This is a genomic window from Brucella sp. 22210, from assembly GCF_052045675.1.
Lineage (GTDB): Bacteria > Pseudomonadota > Alphaproteobacteria > Rhizobiales > Rhizobiaceae > Brucella.
Genome location: NZ_JBQEPD010000007.1, coordinates 1 through 22,566, shown reverse-complemented (window position 1 = coordinate 22,566; position 22,566 = coordinate 1). Strand labels below are relative to the sequence as shown.

The following is a 22,566-nucleotide window of genomic DNA, read 5'->3' as shown; positions in this document are numbered from 1 at the left end:
GAGGAGAGAGCCTTTGCAGTCGAATGATCTGAAGCTTCTGGAACGACTGATTGAAGTCCTTGAGAACAATATCATCCCGCTGACGGAAAAAGGCGTTGCCGCTGGCAACAAGATTTTCGGTGCAGCCCTGCTGCAAAAGTCCGATCTTTCGCTCGTTCTGGCGGAAACCAACAATGAGACGGAAAACCCGCTTTGGCATGGTGAAGTACACACGCTGAAGCGCTTTTATGAAATGCCGGAAAAGGGCAGACCGAACACCAGGGATATGGTGTTCTTTTCAACCCATGAGCCATGCTCAATGTGCCTCTCGGCCATCACCTGGAGCGGCTTCGACAATTTCTATTATCTGTTCAGCCACGAAGATTCGCGCGATGCGTTTTCCATCCCGCACGATCTGAAAATTCTGAAAGAAGTCTTCACGCTGGAGCCGGGCGGCTATAATCGCGACAATGCCTTCTGGCATAGCCATTCTTTGCCCAAGTTGGTTGCAGCCTTGCCGGAGCCGGATCGGTCGCGGCTTGAAAAGCGCCTTGATGCCGTTCGCGCCAAATATGATGCGATGTCCGGTGCCTATCAGTCCCAGAAAGATGGGAACGCGATCCCACTGAACTAAGAGCCTTTGCGCCAAGGCGGATTATTTTCCACGGAAGCTTGACAGGTCGACGGGTTACGCCGCACATCGCTCGTGTTGCGTGATCCGTTTTGTTTTTGCGAAGATTGTTTGACTTCGCATGCCGATGCCAGCGCATCGGCGAGCCTGTGAGGATATTGATGCTGCGTATGATTGTTATGGGCGTTTCGGGGTCCGGAAAGTCCACTGTCGGCGAGAAGATTGCTGCCGAATTGCAGTTGCCCTTTCTGGAAGGGGATTCGCTACACCCAAAGGCCAATGTCGATAAGATGTCTGCGGGTATCCCGCTTCAGGACGATGATCGCTGGCCTTGGCTGGACAAGATTGGCGAGCACCTTGCCGCAGCAAATGATGGCATCGTCGTTTCCTGTTCGGCGCTGAAAGCAGTCTATCGTGACCGTTTGCGCGCCGCTGCCGGAGCGCCGGTTATGATCATTTTTCTCGACGGTACTTTCGAAGTTCTCCATGAGCATATGGGCCACCGTACAGGCCATTTCATGCCGGTCGCCATGCTTGAAAGCCAGATTGCAACGCTGGAAAGCCCGGTGGGTGAGCCGCTTGTTTTCCGGGCCGACGTAGCCGACCCGGTTGAGAAGATTGTGGCGGAAAGCCTCGGCTGGATCCGCGCTCAGAAACTCTAGTTAAGCGGCCAGAAGAACATTAGTGTCGGCACGGTCACGATGGCGATGATGATGGAAAGTGGCAGCCCAAGGCGCGGATAGTCACTGAATTTGTAACCGCCGGGTCCCATAACCAGCGTGTTGCACTGGTGGCCGATAGGGGTGAGGAAATCACACCCTGCGCCGATGGCCACGGCCATCAAAAAAGCTTCCGGCTTGAAACCAAGGCCGGAGGCAAAGCTGGTCGCAATGGGCGCCATGACCAGAACTGTGGCGGCATTATTGAGAAACGGCGTGACCATCATTGCAGCCACGAGGATTAGCGCCAGGGCACCGGCGGGTGGCAGCTGGTGGCCTATAGTGGCGAGCGCTTCGGCGATCAGATTGGTGCCGCCCGTGGTTCTGAGTGCGTCCGAGACCGGTATCAGTGCCGCCAGCATCACCAGAATAGGCCCGTCAATCTCGTCATAAACTTCGTTGAGCGGTATGACCTTGAAAAGCAGCATCGCAACTGCGGCTGCGAAAAACGCAACGGCAACCGGTACGATGCTCAAGGCAGTTGCGCCAATGGCAACAATCAGAATTGCCAGCGGGATGAGGCTCTTGCGGACATTGCCGAGCATCAGTTTGCGCCGTGCCAAAGGCAGAAGCTCGAATTCAGGCAGGAAGGTGGATAGGCTGGCTTGTCTGCCCTGAAGCACCAGCACATCGCCGAACCGCAGGCGCACTTCGCTCAAACGCTCGGTAATGCGCTCGCCCGGACGGCTGACGGCGAGAAGATTGACGTCATAGCGCGCATAAAGCTCCAGCCGCTGCGCCGACAGATCGACAAGATGTGAGTTCTTGCCGATAACCGCCTCTACCACTTCGATATCGGTTGAGCCGCTCGTGTCTTTCGGGTCGCGATTTTCGGACAGGGTCAGCTTTCCGGCGCTGACAACTGTATCGAGCGCTTTCGGGTCGCCTTCCAGCATGACGATATCATCTTCGGCAAGCACCGTGTCGGGCAGGGGCGTGATGCGCCCTTCCTTGCGGATAATGGCCGTGACCATGGCCTCGCCTTCGGCAGGGCGGATAAGTTCGGATATTTGTTTGCCAACCAGCGGAGAGGATTTTGAAACGCGCGCTTCCGAAGCGTAGTTCTTGATCTTGATGGCTTCGTCGAGAGAAACATTTTCACGGGTGCGCTGTGGTACCAGCCAGTAGAAGCACACGAGATAGACAAGACCGACGGCGGCAAGAACTGCGCCAACGGGTGTGAAGTCGAACATGGTGAATGGTTCGCCGACCATTTCTCCACGAATGCGCGATACAACGATATTGGGCGAGGTGCCAACCTGCGTCATCAATCCGCCGAGCAGCGCGCCGAAGGCCATTGGCATCAGAAATGTGGAGGGCGAAACATTGGAGCGGCGGGCAAACTGAAAGGCGACCGGGATCATGATCGCCAGCGCCCCGACATTTTTCACGAAGGCGGAAAGGACCGTCACGATGGCGACCAGGACGGCGAGCTGCAATCGAACGCTGTTCATTTCCGGCAGAAACCGCTGCACGGCCAACTGCATCAAGCCGGAGCGCGCAACGCCCGCACTGACCACCAGTGCGCTGCCAACGATGATGACAATGTCGTCGCTAAAGCCAGTAAACGCTTTATCGAAGGGAACAACACCAACCGCGATGCCGAGCAAAAGTGCGCAAAGCGCCACAATGTCGTATCGAAACTTGCCCCAGATAAATGCCCCCATCATAAGTACGATCACAGCGAAGGATAGTATTTGTTGATGAGTCATTCAGTACGCGTTCCCAGAAATGAGAAAATTATTCCTTTTCTGTGTAACGCATAAAATTTCAAACGGAAATTGATTATTCGGGCGCCGTGAATGATGCGCGCTGCAAAAGCGAGAGTGCCTTGCGCTCCGGTTGTAGAGCGCAAGGCTGTTTCAATCAGTCGCCGATACGGCGGCCATCCGCGTCGAAAAGATGCACGTTCTGCGCTGAAGCGCCAACCTTCACAACTTCATCAATCGTGTGGCTGGAACGACCGGCCACGCGGAAGACCAGCGGCTTGCCATCGGACAGAGAGCCATGGATGAAGCTTTCCGCGCCGACCAGCTCAATCGCGTCGATGCGCACATCGGCATTGAAACCGTCTGCTGCCGGTTCCCCGGCTTCATGAATGCGCATGTCTTCCGGACGCACACCCAGCGTAAACTTGCCCGACGGGGCGGTGATGGCGCTCCCCGGCTGCCAGACTGTGCTTGCGCCGCCTTCCAGCAGGTTCATCGACGGAGAGCCAATGAAGGTCGCAACGAAGGTCGAGGCAGGCTTCTCGTAAAGCTCGATAGGCGTGCCGACCTGCTCGATATTCCCGGCATTCAGCACAACGAGACGATCAGCCATGGTCATGGCTTCCATCTGGTCGTGGGTCACATAGACACTGGTTGTGCCGAGCGAACGCTGCAAACGCTTGATCTCGACGCGCATCTGCACGCGCAGCTTGGCATCGAGATTGGAAAGCGGTTCATCGAAGAGGAATGCCGCCGGTTCACGCACAATAGCGCGACCCATGGCGACGCGCTGGCGCTGTCCGCCCGAAAGCTGGCGCGGCTTGCGATCGAGGAACTGTTCGATCTCCAGCGCCTTGGCGGCCTTGCCAATACGGCGTTCGATCTCGTCTTTCGGTGTTTTGCGGTTTTTCAAACCATAAGCGAGGTTGTCGCGAACTGTCATGTGCGGATAGAGCGCATAGTTCTGGAACACCATGGCGATGTCGCGCTCGGCTGGCTCGACATCGTTGACAACCCGGTCGCCAATGGCAATCGTGCCGCCGGTGATGCCTTCCAGACCGGCGATCATGCGCAGAAGCGTGGACTTGCCGCAGCCCGATGGGCCGACGAGAACGACGAATTCGCCATCCTGAATATCCAGTGAAACGCCTTTGATGACTTCAATACCGCCGCCATAGCTCTTGCGGACATTATCAAGAACGATCTTGCTCATTATTTTTCCGTTTCCACGAGACCTTTGACGAACCAGCGCTGCATCAGCACGACAACGAGGATCGGCGGGATGATGGCCAGAATTGCCGTTACCATGACATAGTTCCACGGGGTGGAAGCGTCGGCCCAATCGACCATGCGGCGCAGGCCGATGATGATGGTGTTCATTTTCGCATCATTGGTAACGAGCAGAGGCCAGAGATACTGGGTCCATCCGTAAATGAAGAGAATGACGAAGAGCGCCGCGATATTCGTCTTCGACAGGGGCAGGAGAATGTCGCGCATGAAGCGGAACGGTCCTGCATTATCGATGCGTGCGGCTTCGACCAGTTCTCCCGGAATGGTGAGGAAGAATTGCCGGAACAGGAATGTCGCGGTCGCCGATGCCATCAGCGGCAGTGTCAGCCCCGCATAGGTATCGATCAGACCAAGATAGACGATAACCTTGTAGGTCGGCAGGATGCGCACTTCGACCGGCAGCATCAGCGTCACAAAGATCATCCAGAAAAAGAACATGCGCAGCGGAAAGCGGAAGAAGACAATCGCAAAAGCCGACATGAACGAGATGATGATCTTGCCGATGGCAATCGCCATCGCCACGACGAACGAGTTCCACAGCAGCCTTTCAAGGCTGACGCCGACAACGCGCTCCACGCCGCCGAATATGGCTTCGTTATAGTTCTCGACAAGGTGATTGCCGGGCAGGAGCGATATTGGCGGACGGATGATTTCCGAAGAACTCATCGTCGAGGCGACGAAGGTGTAATAAATCGGAAAGGCGACGATGATGATCCCGAGGATCAGGATCAGATGACCGATCAGATTGGAGATGGGGCGTTTTTCGATCATGGCCGCCTCGCTCACGAATAATGCACGCGCTTCTCAACGAAGCGGAACTGGAAGGCAGTCAGGGCGATGACGATGGCCATCAGAATGACCGACTGGGCAGACGACGAGCCGAGGTTTAGATTGACGAAGCCGTCATTGTAAACCTTGTAGACCAGCGTTTCCGTGGCCTTAGCAGGCCCGCCCCCGGTGACAGCGTGGATGATGCCGAACGTGTCGAAGAAGGCATAGGTCGTGTTGACCACCAGCAGAAAGAACGAGGTGGGGGCCAGCAGCGGAAACACGATGGTCCAGAAGCGCCGCGCACCGCGCGCGCCGTCAATGGCTGCCGCTTCGATTAACGACTTAGGAATTGCCTGCAAGCCTGCGACAAAAAACAGAAAATTGTAGGAAATCTGTTTCCACGCGGCTGCGAAAACAACGAGACCCATGGCCTGATTGCCGTCGAGAAGCGGATCCCAGGCAACGCCATTGCGACGCAGGATATAGGCAAGCGTGCCCATGGCCGGGTTAAACATGAATAGCCAGAGCATACCGGCGACGGCAGGCGCCACCGCATAGGGCCAGATCAACAATGTGCGATAGAGGGTCTTGCCGCGTATAACGCGGTCAGCCGCAGTCGCCAGCAACAGGGCTGCGCCCATGGCGAGAAGCGCGGTCAGGACGTTGAAGACAATCGTGACCCTGAAGGAATGCAGATAGTTCGGGTCCGAAAGAACCGTGCTGAAATTTGCCAGTCCCACGAAAGTGGATTTCAGGCCGAATGCGTCTTCACGCATGAAGGACTGATAAATGGCCTGACTGGCTGGCCAGAAGAAGAACACCAGCGTCAACGCGATCTGCGGCGCCAGCAGGAAATAGGGTAAGATCTTGTTGGGAAACGTGACTTTCTGCACGGGCGATTTCCTTGCAGGAAACAAAGCCGCCCGCTCGATCATGAGCAGGCGGCATTGCTCGATTTAAAATTTATTGCGCGGCTGCGATCGCTTCGTTTCCGCGTTTGACGGCGTTTTCGAGCGCGGTCTTCGCGTCCTGCTTGCCACCGAGCATGGCTTCGAACTCTTCGTTCAAAATATCACGCACCTGCGGCAGGTTGACGAGGCGCACGCCCTTGGAGTTTTCGGTCGGCTCCTTGCCCATCATCTGAAGGATCGGCGTTTCGCGGCCCGGATTTTTTTCATAGAAATCCGACTTTTTGGTTTCTTCGTAAGCGGCCAGCGTTACCGGCAGATAACCGGACTTCTCGTGCAGCTTGACCTGAATCTTGGTCTGCGACAGGAAGTTGAAGAACTGTGCAATGCCCTTGTACTGATCGTCGCTGAGACCAGCGAAAACCCAAAGCGCGGCACCGCCGGGGATGGTGTTCTGCGGGCCATGACCTTCATAATAAGGCAACTGGCCAATACCGTAATTAATGCCGGATTTGACCACATCGCCGAGACCGCCGGACGATTCCGTCAGCATCGCGCATTCACCGGACGTGAAGAGCTGCTTTGCTTCCGAGGTGCGTCCGCCGTAACGGAATGCGCCATCCTTGGCGAGATCGGCAATCGACTGGAAGTGCTGGATGTAAAGCGGGGAGTTGATTTCCAGCTTCACATCGGTGCCGCCAAGGCCGTTTTCGTTGGTGCCGTAAGGAACGTTGTTCCAGGCTGCGAAGTTTTCGGTCTGGATCCAGGTCAGCCAGGTCGAGGTGAAGCCGCAAGGGGCGGCACCGCTCGTCTTGATCTTCTTTGCGGCTTCAAACACTTCCGGCCAGGTCTTTGGCGGGTTGTTTTCGTCCAGACCAGCCTTCTTGAAGGCATCCTTGTTGTAATAGAGGATCGGCGACGAGGAATTATACGGGAAGGACAGCATCGTGCCGTCCGGCTTGGAATAATAAGCGACGATACCCGGCAGATATTGCGACTTGTCGAACTTGAAGCCGCCCTTTTCCAGCACTTCGGCTGCCGGAACCACAGCGCCTTCAGCGCCCATCATCACGCCGCTGCCAGCGTCGAAGACCTGAAGAATTGCCGGCGGCTGCTTGGAACGGAACGCGGCGATGCCTGCGTTCAACGTTTCAGGGTAGCTGCCCTTGTAAACCGGGACGATCTTGTAATCGCTCTGGCTTTCATTGAACTCTTTGGTGAGTTCATTGATCATTTCGTTATTGGCGCCGGTCATGCCGTGCCACCAGGACAATTCGGTCTGGGCAAATGCCTGCGAACCGATGGAAAGAGCAAGAACGCCTGTGAGCGCGGAAGTCGTGATCAGACGGGTAAGCATGTTTCCTCCTCATGCTGAGTGGCTGCATTCAGGCTTAGCCGATCCCGGCGTGTCTGCTTTGCGCAACCCTGTTTTTATGTAGCGCTTATATGAATGCAATTTTTTGTGAAGGATCAACCTTCGATTTTCCCAATGCCAGAGTAAACTCGAAAATAGTAGTACTAAAAAAGAAAAAAATCGAAAGCCCCGCGAAAAATTGTGAACGGCTGTGGATTATTTCAGGGGCTCGACACCGAAGACGAGACAGTCAGGGCACAGTAGCGAAGACTGCAGCCGCTGTCTTGAACGAAAAAAAGGAGGCCTTGGAGGGCCTCCTCGATATCCTATTGAGATGTGTAGATTGGTTCAGCTGCTTATTCGCCCCAGGTGCGTTCAAGCACGTCAATCCAGTTTCCATGGGCGAGCTTGACGATGGAAGCATCGTCGTAGCCATGCGCACGGAAAGTCGCGATCACGCGCTGAAGATCGGCGGCGCTATGCAGGCTATTTGAGATCGTTGTGCCGTCAAAATCCGAACCCAGCGCAAGGTGATCGATGCCGATGCGATTGACGATATAATCCGCATGACGCACCAGTTCATTCAGATCGGTATTCGGGTCGCGCCTGCCATCCTCGCGCAGGAAGCCGACGCCGAAATTCAGGCCGACAAGACCGCCGGTATCGCGAATGGCGTCGAGCTGCCGGTCGGTCAGATTGCGGCTCTGCTGGCAAAGCGCATGGGCATTGGAATGCGATGCAACCAGCGGTGCATCGGACAGCGCTGCGATATCCCAGAACCCTTTTTCATTCATATGGGACAGATCGACCATAACCTTTAATTCATTGCAGGCGCGGATGAGCGCCTTGCCGTGATCGGTCAGGCCCGGTCCGATATCCGGCGATGACGGAAAGCGGAAGGGAATGCCATGGGCGAAAATATTGGGGCGGCTCCATACCGGACCGAGTGTTCTCAGGCCCGCCGCATGCAGCACATAAAGCGCGTCGAGGCTTTCATCGAAAGCTTCCACGCCTTCAATATGAAAGACGGAAGCGAAGATGCCCTTGGCGAATGCATCGCGAATGTCTGCGGCAGTCCGGCAGATGCGCACCTGTCCCATCGATTTGCGTTCGATATTTTGCAGGATTGCCGCCATGCCCAGTGTCGCCTTCATGGCGTCCGGCTGGCTTGGTGTCGGCAGATTACCATCGGCATCCAGCTCACGTGCAGGGGACGGAACATAGACTGCGCATAGTCCGCCGCCCAACCCACCTTTACGGGCACGGGGAAGGTCAATATGTCCGACGTCCTCACCTTCAAGGAACCGCTTTTCGGGGGTGGGCTTGTTGGAAGACCATAAACGCAGCAGAACGTCATTGTGCCCATCGAATACCGGAATCAGTTGTTCTGTCGCCATCTTGGGAGATTTCCTTCACGCTGATCGTTCAGTTCATGGGGGTAGTGGACCCGCAGACAGCAAATTGCAAACGAGTTTTCTGCAACATGTGTCGCATGTGACGCTGTCTGGCGGTCTTGCATGGACAAGAGAATCCGCTTTATCTGCAATCCGGCCACAATCGCTTGGAATGCCGCCCCCGATGTTTCTTGAAAAAGCATACATCCGGCATCCTGGATCGTGGAACAGCTCGGCGGCGGGGGAATGCGCACGCAGAGAGCGTTGAAATGCAAGAGCTGTCTGACGGAGATCTTATGTCAATGCATGCAGACTGGAACGCTGCCTCGCAGGCCGCGAAGGTCTATTCGAGAAGCTGGGCGAAAGACGAGCCCGGCGGCGTGATTATCGGTTTTGATCTGGACGGGGTCAAATTTGCCTATGCGGGCGGGCTGGAAAGCCTCGCAACGGGTGTTCCGTTTACGGCCAATACGGTCGTGCGCTATGCCTCAATCACCAAGCATTTATTCTGCGCCATGGTTTTGCGCCATAGCGATGTCATCAGCGTTGATGATCGCCTTGGCGACCATCTGCCCGAGCTGCAAAGCCCGCTGGCCGATGTGACTGTCGGCCGGGCGCTGGACATGACCAGCGGTCTGCCCGATGCGCGCGAATGCCTGACGCTGCTTGGCCTTTCCGTCTATACGCAGACCGAGGCGAACCAGCTTCTGGATTTTCTCGCATCGCTGACCCGGCTCAATTTCGAAGCAGGCAGCGAAATTTCCTATTCCAATACCGGCTATCGTCTGGTCGAAGCCGCATTGGAGCGCAAGGGTTTCCGCTTCCGCGATTTCATACAGTCTGAAGTTTCGGTGCCGCTCGGCCTGTCGATCGCTACGCCTGACCTCTGGAACGATCCCGTCAAGGGATTGGCGCCGGGGTACTGGAAGTCGGGTGATAAATGGCAATTGAGCGCTGCTGGTCTACACCTCTCCGCTTCTGGCTCTCTGGTTGGCAGCGGCATGGCATTGACCATATGGGCGCAAGCGCTGCTGGAGGGTGAGGGCGCCTATAAGGGATTGCTCGCCAGTCTATCTGCCGAGCGGAACCTGTCGAGCGGACGTCCGACAGGCTATGGTCTTGGCCTGCGCTGGAACGGGGTGGACGGCAAGGCATTTGTCGGGCATGGCGGTTCGCATCCCGGCTACAAAAGCTATTTTCTGCTCGATCCGCAGGAGAAAAGCGGCATGGTTGTCGTCTCCAACCGGGAAGACGCCAACACGTATAAAATCGCGCGGGACTGCATGGCTGCTCTGTACGGCTTGCAGCTACCCGATACCAGCTGCGCTATTCCCGATGGGCTTTACGTCGCGGAAACTGGCCCATTATGGCTCGAAATGCGCAATGGCGTCGCAAACTGTCTTGATGCGGAAGACACGTTGTACAATGTCGACGATGGCTGGTTCTCGTCGCTCTCGGCGTCGTCGCCGGTCAAGTTGCGCTGGACGGGCGAGGCGCTGGAAGGCGAAATCGGCTATGCTCCATGCCGCCTGAAACCGGCATCGGTGACGCCTGCCGGAAGAGAACTGGATGGCCACTGGCAGGCATCAGCCTATGGCGCCAGTTTCGACATCAAGGACGGGCATGTGATTTGGGGTATCGGCCCTACGCGTCGCGCGATGCCGCTGGAAGACATTGGCAATGGTCGGGCGCTTTTTACGTTGCAGGATGGCCCGTGGACGCGGCGCATATGTCTGCACCAACTCGACGATAATCGTCTGGAACTGGTTTTGAGCCGCAGCCGTATGATGGAATATCGCCGCTAACACAGGCAATGATTGGCGCAGATGCGGCGGAAGGGCGACCTTACCGCCGCATCTTGCATTATGATAACTTACTTGAATTGATTCAGGTGTGAACGGAGTTAGCGATGCTGGAACGGATGATCGATCAGGGCGTGGGCCGCGAGCCTGCCGATACCGTGCTGAAAGGTGGTCGCTTCTTCGATCTGGTCACTGGCGAACTCGTGGAAAGCGATATTGCGATCTGTGACGATCGCATCGTCGGCACGTTCGGCACCTATTCCGGCGAGCAGGAAATCGACATTACGGGACGCATTGTTGTTCCGGGTTTTATCGATACGCATCTGCATATCGAATCCTCGCATATCACGCCGCATGAATTCGATCGCTGCGTGTTGCCGCAAGGCGTGACGACGGTGATCTGCGACCCGCATGAAATCGCCAATGTTCTGGGCGCGGAAGGTATCAAATACTTTCTCGACAGCGCGCTGGAAACCGTGATGGACATTCGCGTTCAGCTGTCGAGCTGTGTGCCCGCCACCCATATGGAAACGGCAGGCGCGGAACTGCTGATCGGCGATCTTCTGCCCTTCGCGGATCATCCGAAGGTGATCGGTCTGGCCGAGTTCATGAATTTTCCAGGCGTTCTGGCCAAGGACCCGGAATGTATGGCCAAGCTGCAGGCTTTTCAGGGACGACACATCGACGGTCACGCACCGCTGCTGCGCGGCAAGGATCTGAACGGCTACATTTCTGTTGGAATTCGAACCGAGCACGAGGCTACAAGCGCGGAAGAAGCGCTGGAGAAAATGCGCAAGGGCATGCATGTTCTGGTCCGCGAAGGCTCGGTCTCCAAAGATCTCAAGGCGCTGATGCCGATTATCACGGAGCGCCATGCGCAGTTTTTGGCACTTTGCACCGACGACCGTAATCCGCTGGATATCGCGGATCAGGGTCATCTGGATTATCTGATCCGCACGGCGATTGCTGATGGCGTGTCGCCTTTGGCCATCTATCGTGTGGCCAGTGTTTCCGCGGCCCGTGCTTTTGGCCTGTTCGACCGCGGGCTGGTGGCCCCGGGACAGCGCGCCGATCTCGTTGTTGTGGACAGTCTGGAAGGTTGCCATGCCGAGATCGTTTTGTCGGCTGGACGCGTGGTTTCGGAAGACCTGTTTGCCCAGCGCAAGACAATCTCCGAAGTGGGGCGCAACAGCGTGAAGGCGCAGCGTGTTGGTGCCGCCAATTTCCGTTCGCATTCAAATAGCGGCAAGACGCGCGCCATCGGTATTATTCCGGGCAAGATCATCACCGAGAGCCTCGAATTCGAGCTGAAAGTCGGGCCGAAGGGCGTTGAGCAGGATCTGGAACAGGATGTCGTGAAAATCGCGGTGGTCGAGCGTCACGGCAAGAACGGCAATATCGCCACCGGTTTCGTGCATGGTTTCGGGCTGAAAGCAGGGGCCATTGCGTCGACTGTCAGCCATGATAGCCACAATATCTGTGTCGTCGGCACATCGGACGAAGATATCGCCGTCGCGGCTAACCGTCTTGGCGAAATCGAAGGCGGCTTCGTTGTCGTGCGGGATGGCAAGGTGCTGGCCGAGCTGCCTTTGCCGATTGCCGGGCTTATGAGCGACCAGCCTTACGAAGTGGTACGCGAGGAACTGCGGAAGCTGCGCCATGCGGCGGAAGAGCTGGGCTCTGTTCTCGAAGAACCGTTCCTGCAACTGGCTTTTGTCGCGCTGCCGGTGATTCCGCATCTGAAGATCACGGATCGCGGTCTGGTCGACGTGGACAAGTTCGAATTTGTCGGCAACTGAGCGCAAGCTCAGTTTCGCTGGCGAATTGTTGAACTCGGTTTGAAAAAGAGGTCCATAAAAGCAAAAATCCCGGACGATGCCGGGATTTTGAAAATGCCTGCTGGAAACTGGAGCGGGCGAAGGGATTCGAACCCTCGACCCCAACCTTGGCAAGGTTGTGCTCTACCCCTGAGCTACACCCGCTCGCGCCAGTTTCGACCTGAAAACGTTTCCGAAGAAAGTCGTTTCCGTCAGGCAGGCGGTATATGGACTAAGGCTTTTCGGAATGCAACAGGGAAATTACAATAAAATGTCTATTTTCGGAGATTGTCCAAAGTTCCGTTCGGGTGGTTACAGCTATCGGGCGCTTGGTCTATAAGCCTGTACGGAACAATTTGAATATTGAATAGAAATGGGTGGAATCATGGCCTTGTCGCCGAAGGAGCTTCTCGATCATCTGCAAAATCTCGGCATCGAGGTGACGACCGTTGAGCACCCGCCTTTGTTTACGGTTGCAGATTCCCAAGGGTTGCGCGGCGAAATTCCCGGCGGACACACGAAAAACCTGTTCCTGAAAGACAAGAAGGACAATTTCTTTCTCGTGACCGTGGAAGAGGATGCCGTGGTCGATCTGAAATCGATCCATCAGGTAATCGGTGCTGCAAGCCGCGTTTCGTTCGGTAAACCGGAGAAGCTGCTGGAATATCTGGGCGTCATTCCGGGATCGGTGACCGTCTTTGGCGCAATCAATGACCGCGATCACAATGTTCAGGTTATTATCGATGCAGATCTGATGAAATATGATGTCATCAACGGACACCCGCTGACCAATGAGGCGACCACCTCAATCCGCCGTGAAGACCTGATCACTTTTCTGAAATCGACCGGCCACGAACCGCGTATCCTTGCAGTATCAGAAGGTGCGAAGGCAGACGCAACGGTATAGACTACGCGTCTTGAAATCCGCCGGAACAGATACAAATTGATTGGCACGAACTGAAAGATCGACACCGGCTGTGATGCGGGGTGCATGAACGAGCCGGAAGATATGAGGAATATTCCATGACCAGCCAGAACAATCCTTACGCCAATGCGGGCGGCCAGATGACGGCAAATGTTTCTTTCGGTTCGGCGTCCGCGCCAGCAGGCGGATCGGACCTGATCAAGGATACGACGACAGCCGCATTTCAGACCGACGTTCTGGCCGAATCGCGCCAGCAGCCGGTTCTGGTCGATTTCTGGGCCCCTTGGTGCGGACCCTGCAAGCAGCTCACGCCGGTCATCGAAAAAGCCGTCAAGGAAGCAGGCGGCGCGGTCAAGCTGGTCAAGATGAACATTGACGATCATCCGTCCATTCCGGGCCAGCTCGGCATTCAGTCCATTCCGGCGGTCATCGCCTTCGTCAACGGCCAGCCGGTCGATGGCTTCATGGGGGCATTGCCGGAATCGAAGGTGAAGGAATTCATCGCCAAGATCGGCGGCCCGAGCGATCAGGAAAACGCGATTGCCGAGGCGATTACTGCCGCGCAGGAACTGCTTGAATCTGGCGATTACGTGCAGGCCGGCGACATTTTCAATTCGATCCTTCAGGCTGCACCCGACAATGTTGATGCGATTGTCGGTCTGGCATCCTGTGTTCTGGAATCGGGCGATGCGGAGCAGGCACGCGAAATTCTCGCAACCATTCCCGCCGACAAGCAGAATGTGGCATCGGTGCGCGCGCTTGAAGCCAAGCTGGCGCTTGCCGATCAGGTCAAGCTGATTGGTGATCCGGTTGCACTGGAAAAACGCCTTCAGGCCGATCCTCAGGATTATCAGGCGCGTTTTGATCTGGCGCAGGTGCGCAACGCGCAGGGCCGTCGCGAAGATGCTGCCAACGAATTGCTGACCATCATGAAGGCTGATCGCAGCTGGAACGAAGACGGTGCGCGCATGCAGCTGCTCCAGTTCTTCGAAGCATGGGGCAATACGGATCCGGCGACGCTTTCGGCACGCCGGAAACTGTCTTCGCTGCTGTTTTCGTAAGCGAGCCGAGCCGCGGGAAACAGGACTGTCGGCATGCTGCGCGCAACAATCGCGCGGAGCATTCCAAAGGAGGTTGCAATGCAAGTGGGTAATGCCCGTTACAGAACGGGTTCCGACATACCGGATCTGGTTCCGGTATTTCCGCTGAAAGGTGCACTGCTTTTGCCCGGCGGCCAGCTTCCGTTGAACATATTCGAGCCGCGTTATCTGGCGATGATTGAAAGCGCACTCGCCGGCAAGCGGATCATCGGTATGATCCAGCCGCAAATCGATGATGAAGACGACGACGAGACCGTCAACGAACTGGATGAAAGCCTGCGCCCGCCTCTGAGCAGTATTGGCTGCCTCGGTCGCATAACGACCTATGCGGAGACTGGCGATGGAAGATTGCTGATCACATTGCAGGGCATCTGTCGTTTCCGTGTGAAGGAAGAGGTCAATTGCCGCCAGCCTTATCGCCAGTGCCGCATCATGCCGTTTTTGACCGATCTGGAAGAGGTGCGCGATACGGCGGATATTGATCGCGAAGCGTTGCTGCGCGCCTTCCGGGATTATCTCGAAGCGCATAATCTGGAAGCCGACTGGGAGAGTATCGCCCGCGCCGGAAACGAGACACTCGTCAATGCGCTGTCGATCATGTCGCCCTTTGGCCCTGCGGAAAAACAGGCGCTGCTGGAGGCGCCCGATCTCAAGACACGCGCTGCGACGCTTATCGCCATTACGGAAATGGTGCTGGCGAGAGTAAAAGACGACGATTACGGATCGCGCCTGCAATGATCCGGAGGATATGAAATGGTGAATGAAACAACCGATACCGGCAGCATTGATGTGCGCCTTCTTGAGCTGCTTGTCTGTCCGCTGACCAAGGGGCCGCTGGAATATGACGCAGAGCATAGCGAGCTGATTTCACGCAAGGCAAAGCTTGCCTATCCGGTGCGTGGCGGCATTCCGATCATGCTGCCATCGGAAGCACGGACACTGGTGGACTGACCGTCCCGTTGGTTATTTAATTTCTGCACAGGCCCTGATCTTTTTCATAAGTTTCATGCCTGCTGATTGTTGCCTGCCACGCAACAGGGCTCTATAACCCTCCCGGAACTTTGAAAAACAATTTCGGAAGACGCCCGGTTTTTCGTGATTGTGCATTGAAAAACAGAGGCTTGGCATTATGGCAACCAGAAAACTTCTTCTCCTGCCCGGCGATGGCATCGGTCCCGAGGCCATGGCGGAAGTCCGCAAGATCATCGCTTACCTCAATTCGGACCTCAAGCTCGGCTTTGAAACCGAGGAAGGTCTGGTTGGCGGCTGCGCTTTTGACGCGCATGGTCAGGCGATTTCGGATGCCGATATGGAGAAGGCGCTGGCTGCTGATGCCACGCTGTTTGGCGCTGTTGGCGGCCCGAAGTGGGATAGCGTGCCTTATGAAGTGCGCCCGGAAGCTGGTCTTCTGCGCCTGCGTAAGGACATGCAGCTTTACGCAAACTTGCGTCCGGCTATCTGCTACCCGGCGCTCGCGCATTCCTCTTCGCTGAAGCCGGAAGTGATCGAAGGCCTCGACATTCTGATTCTGCGCGAACTAACCGGTGGTGTTTACTTTGGCGAGCCGAAGGAAATCATCGATCTTGGCAATGGTCAGAAGCGCGGCATCGACACGCAGGTTTATGATACCTACGAAATCGAACGCATCACCGATGTGGCTTTCGAGCTGGCGCGCACGCGCCGGAACAAGGTTACCTCGATGGAAAAGCGCAATGTGATGAAGTCGGGCGTGCTCTGGAATCAGGTCGTCACCGCGCGTCACAAGGAAAAGCATTCCGACGTGGAACTGGAGCATATGCTGGCCGATGCTGGCGGCATGCAGCTCGTTCGCTGGCCGAAGCAGTTCGACGTCATCGTGACCGACAACCTGTTCGGCGACATGCTCTCGGACGTTGCTGCCATGCTGACCGGTTCGCTCGGCATGCTGCCATCGGCTTCGCTCGGCGCAGTTGATGCCAAGACCGGCAAGCGCAAGGCGCTTTACGAGCCGGTCCACGGTTCGGCTCCGGATATCGCTGGCAAGGGCATTGCAAATCCGATCGCCATGATCGCTTCGCTTGCGATGTGCCTGCGTTATTCGTTCAATCTGGTGGCCGAAGCTGATCGTCTGGAAGCTGCGATTGCCGGTGTTCTCGACGATGGCATCCGTACGGCGGACATCTGGTCGGAAGGCACGACCAAGGTTGGCACCACCGAAATGGGTGATGCGATCCTCGCCAAGTTCAAGGCGCTTTCGGCTTAATCACCAGCCGATAAGATGCTAATTGGAAAGCCCGCTGGACAATACCGGCGGGCTTTTCTTTTCGGAAATAGATGCCCGATTTGAGGCTGTAATTTCCGGATAGACGGATAAGAATGCGTGTCATGTTGTTCACGCTCCCAAACCAAGACAAACTTTACGATGCGTTGTTGGCCCGCGATGCCTCTTATGAGGGCAGGGCCTATGTTGGTGTCGTCTCGACCGGCATTTTTTGCCGCCTGACTTGCCCTGCGCGGAAACCGCGCCGGGAAAACTGCCGCTTTTTCGCTTCCGTTGCTGAATGCATGGCGGATGGCTTTCGCGCCTGCAAAAGGTGTCATCCGTTGCAACCCGCAGCTGAAGCGGAGCCTTCCATCAAGAGGCTGCTCGACGCTTTGGAGGACGATCCCGAACGCCGCTGGAGCGAGGACGATGTCGCGCGGATGGGGCTTGACCTCTCCACAGTGCGGCGCAGCTTCCGACGGCACTTTGGTATGACATTTCTGGAAATGGCGCGGCAGGAACGCCTGCGCCATGGCTTTCAGGCCTTGGCTGACGGAGGCCGGGTCATCGACGCACAGATCGATGCTGGTTTTGAATCGCCGGAAGCGTTTCGTAGCGCCTTTGCCCGCATTCTCGGTCTTCCACCGGCAAAATTGCGCGGTGACGGCCTGTTGCGCGCCGATTGGATCAAGTCGCCGCTCGGTACGATGATCGCCATTTGCGATGCGAAAAATCTGCATCTGCTGGAATTTGCAGACCGTAAGGCGCTCTCCGCCGAGTTGAAAAAACTTTATGCCACCTGCCGCGGCGATATCGGCATCGGCCGCTTCGGCACGCATGATCTGGTCGAGCGACAGCTGAACGCGTTCTTTGAAGGCAAGTCACCGACGTTCGATTTGCCGATGGTGTTACATGGCAGCGCTTTCACACAGGCCGTGTGGCGCGAACTTCAGATGATTGGGGCAGGGGAAACGCGCAGCTATAGCGAGCTTGCACAGGCTATCGACAAACCGCTCGCCGTCAGGGCGGTTGCGCGTGCCAACGGGGCGAACCAGATTGCCATTATCATCCCGTGTCATCGGGTGATCGGTGCCGATGGCTCTTTGACCGGTTATGGCGGTGGTCTCTGGCGCAAACAGAAACTGATTGAAATCGAAGCGCAATATCGCTGAAATTCTATATGCAGACGCAAAAACGCCGCCCTTTCGGGGCGGCGTTTCGCATTGCTGTTGTCGCAGGACTAGTCGAGCTTGTGCAGGTCGACGCCCTTGGTTTCCTTGACGAAGATCATGCCAATCACGAAGGTGATGGAAGCGATGACGATCGGGTACCAGAGGCCATAGTAAATGTCGCCCTTGGCCGCGCTGAGTGCGAACACGCCAGCCGGAAGCAGGCCGCCGAACCAACCGTTGCCGATATGATAAGGCAGCGACATGCCGGTGTAGCGGATGCGGGTCGGGAACATTTCCACCAGGATTGCAGCAATCGGACCGTAGACCATCGTCACATAGATGACGAGGATGGTCAGGATCGCAATTGTCATGATCCAGTTCACCTTGGCGGGGTCTGCCACCATCTTGAATGCGCCTGCATTCGGGATGGTGTAGACGGCCTGATCGGCGCTGACGCCGAGGCCTTCGGCTTCAGTCTGGGTCAGGAGCTTCTGCTTCACCAGATCGGCAGCAGGAACCATTGCCTTGTCGCCAGCGCGGACGGCATCAGCATTGAGCTGGAGTTCCGGATTGGCTGTCAGGAAGGCGTCAAGCTTGCTGTCTGGCACCTTTGCAGGATCGCGCACCAGTGGGAAGCCTGCCTTCTGGAGAGCGAGGTTTACGCCATGGGCCAGTTCAGACTGCTTGGCGGCTGCACCAGCACCAGCCTGGTTAGCATCGAAGGACGTGATCGTTGCATCGCCGATGGTGACGGTTGCAGGCGTGCCAGCCGCAGCGGTCTGCACGACCTCATAAGGCACCGAGCTTTTTGCGAGGAAGCTGGTCGCGACATCGCAGGAGCTGGTGAACTTGGACGTGCCCGTGGCGTTGAACTGGAAGTTACAATCGCCAGGTGCCGCAGTGACAGTTGCCTTGATGGTCTGTTCAGCCTGTGCCAGAGCCGGATTGGCGGCATTGGTCAGAGCCTTGAACAGCGGGAAGTAGGTCACGGCAGCCAGAAGCAGACCGGCCATGATGATCGGCTTGCGACCGATCTTGTCCGACAGCCAGCCAAAGAAGACGAAACCGCCGGTGCCGAGCAGAAGGGCGATGGCCACCATGATATTGGCCGACTGGTTTTCCACCTTCAATACGTTTTGAAGGAAGAACAGCGCATAGAATTGGCCGCAATACCAAACCACGGCCTGACCGGCGGTGAGGCCGAACAGCGCGATAAGCGCGATCTTGGCATTCTTCCACTGACCGAAAGCTTCGGAAAGCGGCGCCTTCGAGGTCTTGCCTTCTTCCTTCATGCGCTTGAACGCAGGCGACTCGCTCATCTGCATGCGGATCCAGACGGAAATGCCGAGCAGAAGGATCGAGACGAGGAAAGGAATACGCCAGCCCCAGGCTGCGAAGGCTTCCTTGCTCATGACCGTCTGAATGCCGAGGATGACCAGCAGCGACAGGAACAGACCGAGCGTTGCAGTTGTCTGAATCCACGAGGTGAAGAAGCCGCGACGATTATTCGGCGCGTGTTCCGCGACATACGTCGCCGCGCCGCCATATTCGCCGCCAAGCGCGAGACCCTGAAGCATACGCAGCGCGATCAGGATGATCGGGGCCAGAATGCCGAGTGTCGACGAGCCGGGCAGAAGACCGACCAGAAAGGTCGATGCGCCCATGATGACGATGGTCACGAGGAAGGTATATTTGCGTCCGACGAGATCGCCAAGGCGACCGAAGACAAGCGCACCGAACGGGCGCACCAGAAAGCCCGCTGCAAAAGCCAGCAGAACGAAGATATTGCGCGTTGCTTCTGGATATTCGTTGAAAAAGGCTGCGCCGATAAAGGAAGCGAGCGTTCCGTAAAGATAAAAGTCGTACCATTCAAAAACGGTACCAAGCGACGATGCAAAGATGACTTTGCGTTCTTCGCCCGTCATTTTCTGCGTGCCGACGTCGGCACTTGACGAGACTGCCATTAATCTGTCCTCCCAAACAGAGCCCATGATGGGTAATGCAAGACTGCGCTTCATTCGCCGTGCAAATGGAACCAGTCTGATGCGCCAACTTGTCTCCCAACAAGAGGGCGCTCTCCTCACCAAATTATGATGAACCTAAAAAGGAGATTCGGGCAGTAGTCTTTAGTATGAGACAAAAACGACAGCTTGACGCCGGTCACGGTTACTTGCGGCGCAAAAAAATACAGGGCGGGAGCGGTGGAGAATTGACTCCATTTATAAAGCGCGTAAAAGCAATCCCGAACGAAGGAGAAATCGCGTGGATCGCGTTACCGTAGCGTCAGTTTCGTCTGGAACTGCCGGCATCATTGCCGGGGCAGCGCGCATGCCTTCGATTACCAAAAAACTCACGGCCATCACTAAAACGACCACGAAAACGGTCTGATTCCCTTGGCCTGCTCGCCCTCTCCCCGGGTCTGGCCCGGGGACGGATAACCCGCGTGGCCTGCGGGGTTCCGGATCTGGAAGCGGAGAGGGACAGGAGACGAAAAATGGGTTTCAAGGTAGCAGTTGTCGGCGCCACCGGTAATGTCGGGCGCGAAATGCTTAATATTCTCGAAGAACGCGGTTTCCCGGCTGATGAAGTTGTTGCGCTCGCATCGCGCCGCAGTCAGGGTACGGAAGTGTCCTATGGCGACAAGACGCTGAAGGTTCGCGCGCTCGACACTTACGATTTCTCCGATACGGACATCTGCCTGATGTCGGCTGGCGGTACGATTTCGCAGGAATGGTCGCCAAAGATCGGCAAGCAGGGCTGCGTCGTCATCGATAATTCGTCGGCCTGGCGTTATGACATGGACGTGCCGCTGATCGTGCCGGAAGTCAATCCGGACGCCATCACGGGTTTCACCAAGAAGAACATCATTGCCAACCCGAACTGCTCGACCGCGCAGCTCGTCGTTGCTCTGAAGCCGCTGCATGACGCTGCCAAGATCAAGCGCGTCGTCGTTTCGACCTACCAGTCGGTTTCTGGCGCGGGCAAGGAAGGCATGGACGAACTGTTCGAACAGTCGCGCGCTGTTTTCGTGGCCGATCCTGTCACGGCGAAGAAGTTCACCAAGCGTATCGCGTTCAACGTGATCCCGCATATCGATGTCTTCATGGAAGACGGCTACACCAAGGAAGAATGGAAGATGGTGGCCGAAACCAAGAAGATGCTTGATCCGAAGATCAAGCTGACGGCAACCGCAGTTCGCGTTCCGGTCTTCATTGGTCATTCTGAAGCTGTGAACATCGAATTCGAAAACCCGCTTTCGCCGGAAGAAGCCCGTGAAATCCTGCGCGAAGCGCCGGGTTGCCAGGTTATCGATAAGCGCGAAGACGGCGGCTACATCACGCCATATGAATCCGCTGGCGAAGACGCGACCTATATCAGCCGTATCCGTGAAGACATCACGGTTGAAAACGGTCTGGCCATGTGGATTGTTTCGGACAATCTGCGCAAGGGCGCAGCGCTCAACACGATCCAGATCGCAGAGCTGCTCGTCGCTCGCGACCTGATCAAGCCGAAGGCACTTGCTGCCTGATAGCCCTGCTATCTTGTGAAATGCGAAAGCGCCGGGATACCGGCGCTTTTCTTTTAGGGTGATGTGTTAGCGCTCCACGCTGTCGGCCAGATTGCTGCGAATGTCGAGCAGGCGGCTGCGCAGCTCCTTCAGGTCATCGACCGGCTGACCGAGTGCACAGAAGATCTGATCCGGCACAGCCTCAGCCGCCTTGTGCAACGCGAGGCCTTCCTCGGTGAGTGTGATGCGCACTTGCCGTTCATCCCGTGGGTCGCGGCGGCGCGTGATGCGGCCTGCCGTTTCCAGCCTTTTCAGAAGCGGCGTCAGGGTGCCGGAATCGAGATTGAGCTTCGCGCCAATTTCCGAAACGGTCTGATCGTCCTTTTCCCAAAGCACCAGCATCACCAGAAACTGCGGATAGGTCAGGTCCAGTTTGCTCAGGATCGGCTGGTAGGCGCGCGTCAGGGCGTTCGCGGTCGAATAGATCGCAAAGCAGACCATGTTTGAGAGTTTGAGAAATGAGTCCTGTGTCATACGCCAATTCCTTCAAACGCCGTTTTCGCGCTTAGCTTTCTTATCATAAGTCATGCGCAATTGCATTGTGCATCACATAATTGTGAGAAATGGTTTCGCAAAATTAGATTGCGCGCAATTCAATTTTCGATAGCTTGTGCTTGAAGATGAATTCAACTGAAGGAGAAACCGAATGCCTATTCTGTACACCACCCAGTCGACAGCAACCGGCGGACGCACCGGCAGCGCCAAGACCGTAGATGGACGCCTCAGTGTCGTGCTCGATACGCCGAAGGAGCTCGGCGGTCAGGGCGGCGAGGGCACCAATCCTGAGCAGCTTTTCGCATCTGGTTATGCAGCATGCTTCCTTGGCGCGTTGAAGTTCGTGGCTTCGAAGGAAAAGGTTGCCATTGCAGCCGACAGCACGGTCACGGCCACTGTCGGTATCGGTCCGCGCGAAGATGGCACTGGTTTCGGCCTTGATGTTGCGCTTGAAGTGACGCTTCCGGGTGTCGAAAAGGCAAAAGCGGAAGAGCTGGTGCAGGCTGCTCACATCGTTTGCCCCTATTCGCATGCCACGCGCGGCAATATCGACGTGCGTTTGAGCGTCGCCTGACGCCAAACAAAAAGGCGCCCGATGAGGGCGCCTTGGTTTCGAAAGAGCGGACGATTAAGTTATTGAAGAATAACTGTTAATCGTCCGTCTTTCGACAAATTGATACGTTCCAATAC

Annotated in this window: 20 protein-coding genes and 1 tRNA gene; 12 read left to right on the top strand and 9 right to left on the bottom strand. The window is 56.3% G+C overall.

The window, feature by feature from the left end:
* Window positions 1-13 precede the first annotated feature (13 nt).
* Both ACTJKP_RS11125 and ACTJKP_RS11120 read left to right on the top strand, forming a co-directional pair.
* A complete protein-coding gene (locus ACTJKP_RS11125; protein WP_440630691.1) occupies window positions 14-613 on the top strand; it encodes a deaminase in 600 nt (199 codons plus the stop codon).
* 158 nt (window positions 614-771) lie between these two features.
* Window positions 772-1,272: a gluconokinase gene (locus tag ACTJKP_RS11120; RefSeq protein ID WP_440630690.1), complete on the top strand. Its 501-nt coding sequence runs from the start codon at window positions 772-774 to the stop codon at window positions 1,270-1,272.
* On the opposite strand, the gene ACTJKP_RS11115 is transcribed toward ACTJKP_RS11120, so the two are convergent.
* The 6 genes from ACTJKP_RS11115 to ACTJKP_RS11090 form a co-directional block, all read right to left on the bottom strand.
* Complete coding sequence (locus ACTJKP_RS11115) at window positions 1,269-3,041, bottom strand: SLC13 family permease (protein WP_440630689.1); 1,773 nt, start codon at window positions 3,039-3,041, stop codon at window positions 1,269-1,271. The genes ACTJKP_RS11120 and ACTJKP_RS11115 overlap by 4 nt on opposite strands.
* Window positions 3,042-3,195: 154 nt before the next feature.
* Window positions 3,196-4,251 (bottom strand): sn-glycerol-3-phosphate import ATP-binding protein UgpC, encoded by a 1,056-nt coding sequence (locus tag ACTJKP_RS11110; RefSeq protein ID WP_440630688.1) that lies wholly within the window; start codon window positions 4,249-4,251, stop codon window positions 3,196-3,198.
* Complete coding sequence (ugpE, locus tag ACTJKP_RS11105; RefSeq protein ID WP_440630687.1) at window positions 4,251-5,099, bottom strand: sn-glycerol-3-phosphate ABC transporter permease UgpE; 849 nt, start codon at window positions 5,097-5,099, stop codon at window positions 4,251-4,253. The genes ACTJKP_RS11110 and ugpE overlap by 1 nt, the downstream gene beginning before the upstream one ends.
* Before the next feature lie 11 nt (window positions 5,100-5,110).
* Window positions 5,111-5,992: a sn-glycerol-3-phosphate ABC transporter permease UgpA gene (ugpA, locus tag ACTJKP_RS11100; protein WP_078336890.1), complete on the bottom strand. Its 882-nt coding sequence runs from the start codon at window positions 5,990-5,992 to the stop codon at window positions 5,111-5,113.
* Window positions 5,993-6,062: 70 nt separating this feature from the next.
* Window positions 6,063-7,364 carry a sn-glycerol-3-phosphate ABC transporter substrate-binding protein UgpB gene (ugpB, locus tag ACTJKP_RS11095; RefSeq protein WP_078336891.1) on the bottom strand — a complete coding sequence of 434 codons (1,302 nt, stop codon included), beginning with the start codon at window positions 7,362-7,364 and terminating at the stop codon, window positions 6,063-6,065.
* A gap of 353 nt (window positions 7,365-7,717) precedes the next feature.
* On the bottom strand, window positions 7,718-8,758 hold the full coding sequence (locus ACTJKP_RS11090; protein WP_440630686.1) for a dipeptidase: 1,041 nt from the start codon (window positions 8,756-8,758) through the stop codon (window positions 7,718-7,720).
* Between the two features lie 293 nt (window positions 8,759-9,051).
* On the opposite strand from ACTJKP_RS11090, the gene ACTJKP_RS11085 reads away from it, so the two are divergent.
* Window positions 9,052-10,560 (top strand): serine hydrolase domain-containing protein, encoded by a 1,509-nt coding sequence (locus tag ACTJKP_RS11085; protein WP_440630685.1) that lies wholly within the window; start codon window positions 9,052-9,054, stop codon window positions 10,558-10,560.
* 104 nt (window positions 10,561-10,664) lie between these two features.
* The gene (ade, locus tag ACTJKP_RS11080) at window positions 10,665-12,356 is read left to right on the top strand and encodes an adenine deaminase (protein ID WP_440630684.1); all 1,692 of its coding nucleotides are present in this window, start codon (window positions 10,665-10,667) and stop codon (window positions 12,354-12,356) included.
* A gap of 108 nt (window positions 12,357-12,464) precedes the next feature.
* On the opposite strand, the gene ACTJKP_RS11075 is transcribed toward ade, so the two are convergent.
* A tRNA-Gly gene (locus ACTJKP_RS11075) sits at window positions 12,465-12,539 on the bottom strand.
* 220 nt (window positions 12,540-12,759) lie between these two features.
* Here ACTJKP_RS11075 and ACTJKP_RS11070 point away from each other — a divergent pair.
* From ACTJKP_RS11070 to ACTJKP_RS11045, 6 genes are all read left to right on the top strand, one after another.
* Window positions 12,760-13,281, top strand: coding sequence for a prolyl-tRNA synthetase associated domain-containing protein (locus tag ACTJKP_RS11070; RefSeq protein WP_440630829.1), 522 nt, complete (start codon window positions 12,760-12,762; stop codon window positions 13,279-13,281).
* 116 nt (window positions 13,282-13,397) lie between these two features.
* Window positions 13,398-14,360 (top strand): thioredoxin, encoded by a 963-nt coding sequence (gene trxA, locus ACTJKP_RS11065; protein ID WP_440630683.1) that lies wholly within the window; start codon window positions 13,398-13,400, stop codon window positions 14,358-14,360.
* Between the two features lie 78 nt (window positions 14,361-14,438).
* Complete coding sequence (locus ACTJKP_RS11060; protein WP_440630682.1) at window positions 14,439-15,137, top strand: LON peptidase substrate-binding domain-containing protein; 699 nt, start codon at window positions 14,439-14,441, stop codon at window positions 15,135-15,137.
* 15 nt (window positions 15,138-15,152) lie between these two features.
* Window positions 15,153-15,350, top strand: coding sequence for a Trm112 family protein (locus tag ACTJKP_RS11055; protein ID WP_210276438.1), 198 nt, complete (start codon window positions 15,153-15,155; stop codon window positions 15,348-15,350).
* A 178-nt stretch (window positions 15,351-15,528) separates the two neighbouring features.
* The gene (leuB, locus tag ACTJKP_RS11050) at window positions 15,529-16,641 is read left to right on the top strand and encodes a 3-isopropylmalate dehydrogenase (RefSeq protein ID WP_440630681.1); all 1,113 of its coding nucleotides are present in this window, start codon (window positions 15,529-15,531) and stop codon (window positions 16,639-16,641) included.
* 122 nt (window positions 16,642-16,763) lie between these two features.
* On the top strand, window positions 16,764-17,813 hold the full coding sequence (locus tag ACTJKP_RS11045; RefSeq protein WP_440630680.1) for a bifunctional transcriptional activator/DNA repair enzyme AdaA: 1,050 nt from the start codon (window positions 16,764-16,766) through the stop codon (window positions 17,811-17,813).
* A gap of 68 nt (window positions 17,814-17,881) precedes the next feature.
* Here ACTJKP_RS11045 and ACTJKP_RS11040 read toward each other — a convergent pair whose 3' ends face one another.
* On the bottom strand, window positions 17,882-19,777 hold the full coding sequence (locus ACTJKP_RS11040; protein WP_440630679.1) for an MFS transporter: 1,896 nt from the start codon (window positions 19,775-19,777) through the stop codon (window positions 17,882-17,884).
* 530 nt (window positions 19,778-20,307) lie between these two features.
* On the opposite strand from ACTJKP_RS11040, the gene ACTJKP_RS11035 reads away from it, so the two are divergent.
* Window positions 20,308-21,342: an aspartate-semialdehyde dehydrogenase gene (locus ACTJKP_RS11035; RefSeq protein WP_078336898.1), complete on the top strand. Its 1,035-nt coding sequence runs from the start codon at window positions 20,308-20,310 to the stop codon at window positions 21,340-21,342.
* A gap of 66 nt (window positions 21,343-21,408) precedes the next feature.
* Here the strand turns inward: ACTJKP_RS11035 and ACTJKP_RS11030 are convergent, their stop codons facing one another.
* Complete coding sequence (locus ACTJKP_RS11030; protein ID WP_440630678.1) at window positions 21,409-21,855, bottom strand: MarR family winged helix-turn-helix transcriptional regulator; 447 nt, start codon at window positions 21,853-21,855, stop codon at window positions 21,409-21,411.
* A gap of 172 nt (window positions 21,856-22,027) precedes the next feature.
* Here ACTJKP_RS11030 and ACTJKP_RS11025 point away from each other — a divergent pair, with 172 nt between their 5' ends.
* The gene (locus tag ACTJKP_RS11025) at window positions 22,028-22,450 is read left to right on the top strand and encodes an organic hydroperoxide resistance protein (protein ID WP_440630677.1); all 423 of its coding nucleotides are present in this window, start codon (window positions 22,028-22,030) and stop codon (window positions 22,448-22,450) included.
* Window positions 22,451-22,566 lie beyond the last annotated feature (116 nt).

Coding starts and splice junctions, on each gene's coding strand:
- ugpB (WP_078336891.1), bottom strand. CDS start 7,364: ATGCTTACCCGTCTGATCACGACTTCCGCGCTCACAGGCGTTCTTGCT.
- ACTJKP_RS11040 (WP_440630679.1), bottom strand. CDS start 19,777: ATGGCAGTCTCGTCAAGTGCCGACGTCGGCACGCAGAAAATGACGGGC.
- ACTJKP_RS11085 (WP_440630685.1), top strand. CDS start 9,052: ATGTCAATGCATGCAGACTGGAACGCTGCCTCGCAGGCCGCGAAGGTC.
- ACTJKP_RS11060 (WP_440630682.1), top strand. CDS start 14,439: ATGCAAGTGGGTAATGCCCGTTACAGAACGGGTTCCGACATACCGGAT.
- ACTJKP_RS11045 (WP_440630680.1), top strand. CDS start 16,764: ATGTTGTTCACGCTCCCAAACCAAGACAAACTTTACGATGCGTTGTTG.
- ACTJKP_RS11030 (WP_440630678.1), bottom strand. CDS start 21,855: ATGACACAGGACTCATTTCTCAAACTCTCAAACATGGTCTGCTTTGCG.
- ACTJKP_RS11025 (WP_440630677.1), top strand. CDS start 22,028: ATGCCTATTCTGTACACCACCCAGTCGACAGCAACCGGCGGACGCACC.
- ugpE (WP_440630687.1), bottom strand. CDS start 5,099: ATGATCGAAAAACGCCCCATCTCCAATCTGATCGGTCATCTGATCCTG.
- ACTJKP_RS11035 (WP_078336898.1), top strand. CDS start 20,308: ATGGGTTTCAAGGTAGCAGTTGTCGGCGCCACCGGTAATGTCGGGCGC.
- ACTJKP_RS11120 (WP_440630690.1), top strand. CDS start 772: ATGCTGCGTATGATTGTTATGGGCGTTTCGGGGTCCGGAAAGTCCACT.
- leuB (WP_440630681.1), top strand. CDS start 15,529: ATGGCAACCAGAAAACTTCTTCTCCTGCCCGGCGATGGCATCGGTCCC.
- ACTJKP_RS11090 (WP_440630686.1), bottom strand. CDS start 8,758: ATGGCGACAGAACAACTGATTCCGGTATTCGATGGGCACAATGACGTT.
- ACTJKP_RS11110 (WP_440630688.1), bottom strand. CDS start 4,251: ATGAGCAAGATCGTTCTTGATAATGTCCGCAAGAGCTATGGCGGCGGT.
- ACTJKP_RS11115 (WP_440630689.1), bottom strand. CDS start 3,041: ATGACTCATCAACAAATACTATCCTTCGCTGTGATCGTACTTATGATG.
- ACTJKP_RS11055 (WP_210276438.1), top strand. CDS start 15,153: ATGGTGAATGAAACAACCGATACCGGCAGCATTGATGTGCGCCTTCTT.
- ACTJKP_RS11070 (WP_440630829.1), top strand. CDS start 12,760: ATGGCCTTGTCGCCGAAGGAGCTTCTCGATCATCTGCAAAATCTCGGC.
- ade (WP_440630684.1), top strand. CDS start 10,665: ATGCTGGAACGGATGATCGATCAGGGCGTGGGCCGCGAGCCTGCCGAT.
- trxA (WP_440630683.1), top strand. CDS start 13,398: ATGACCAGCCAGAACAATCCTTACGCCAATGCGGGCGGCCAGATGACG.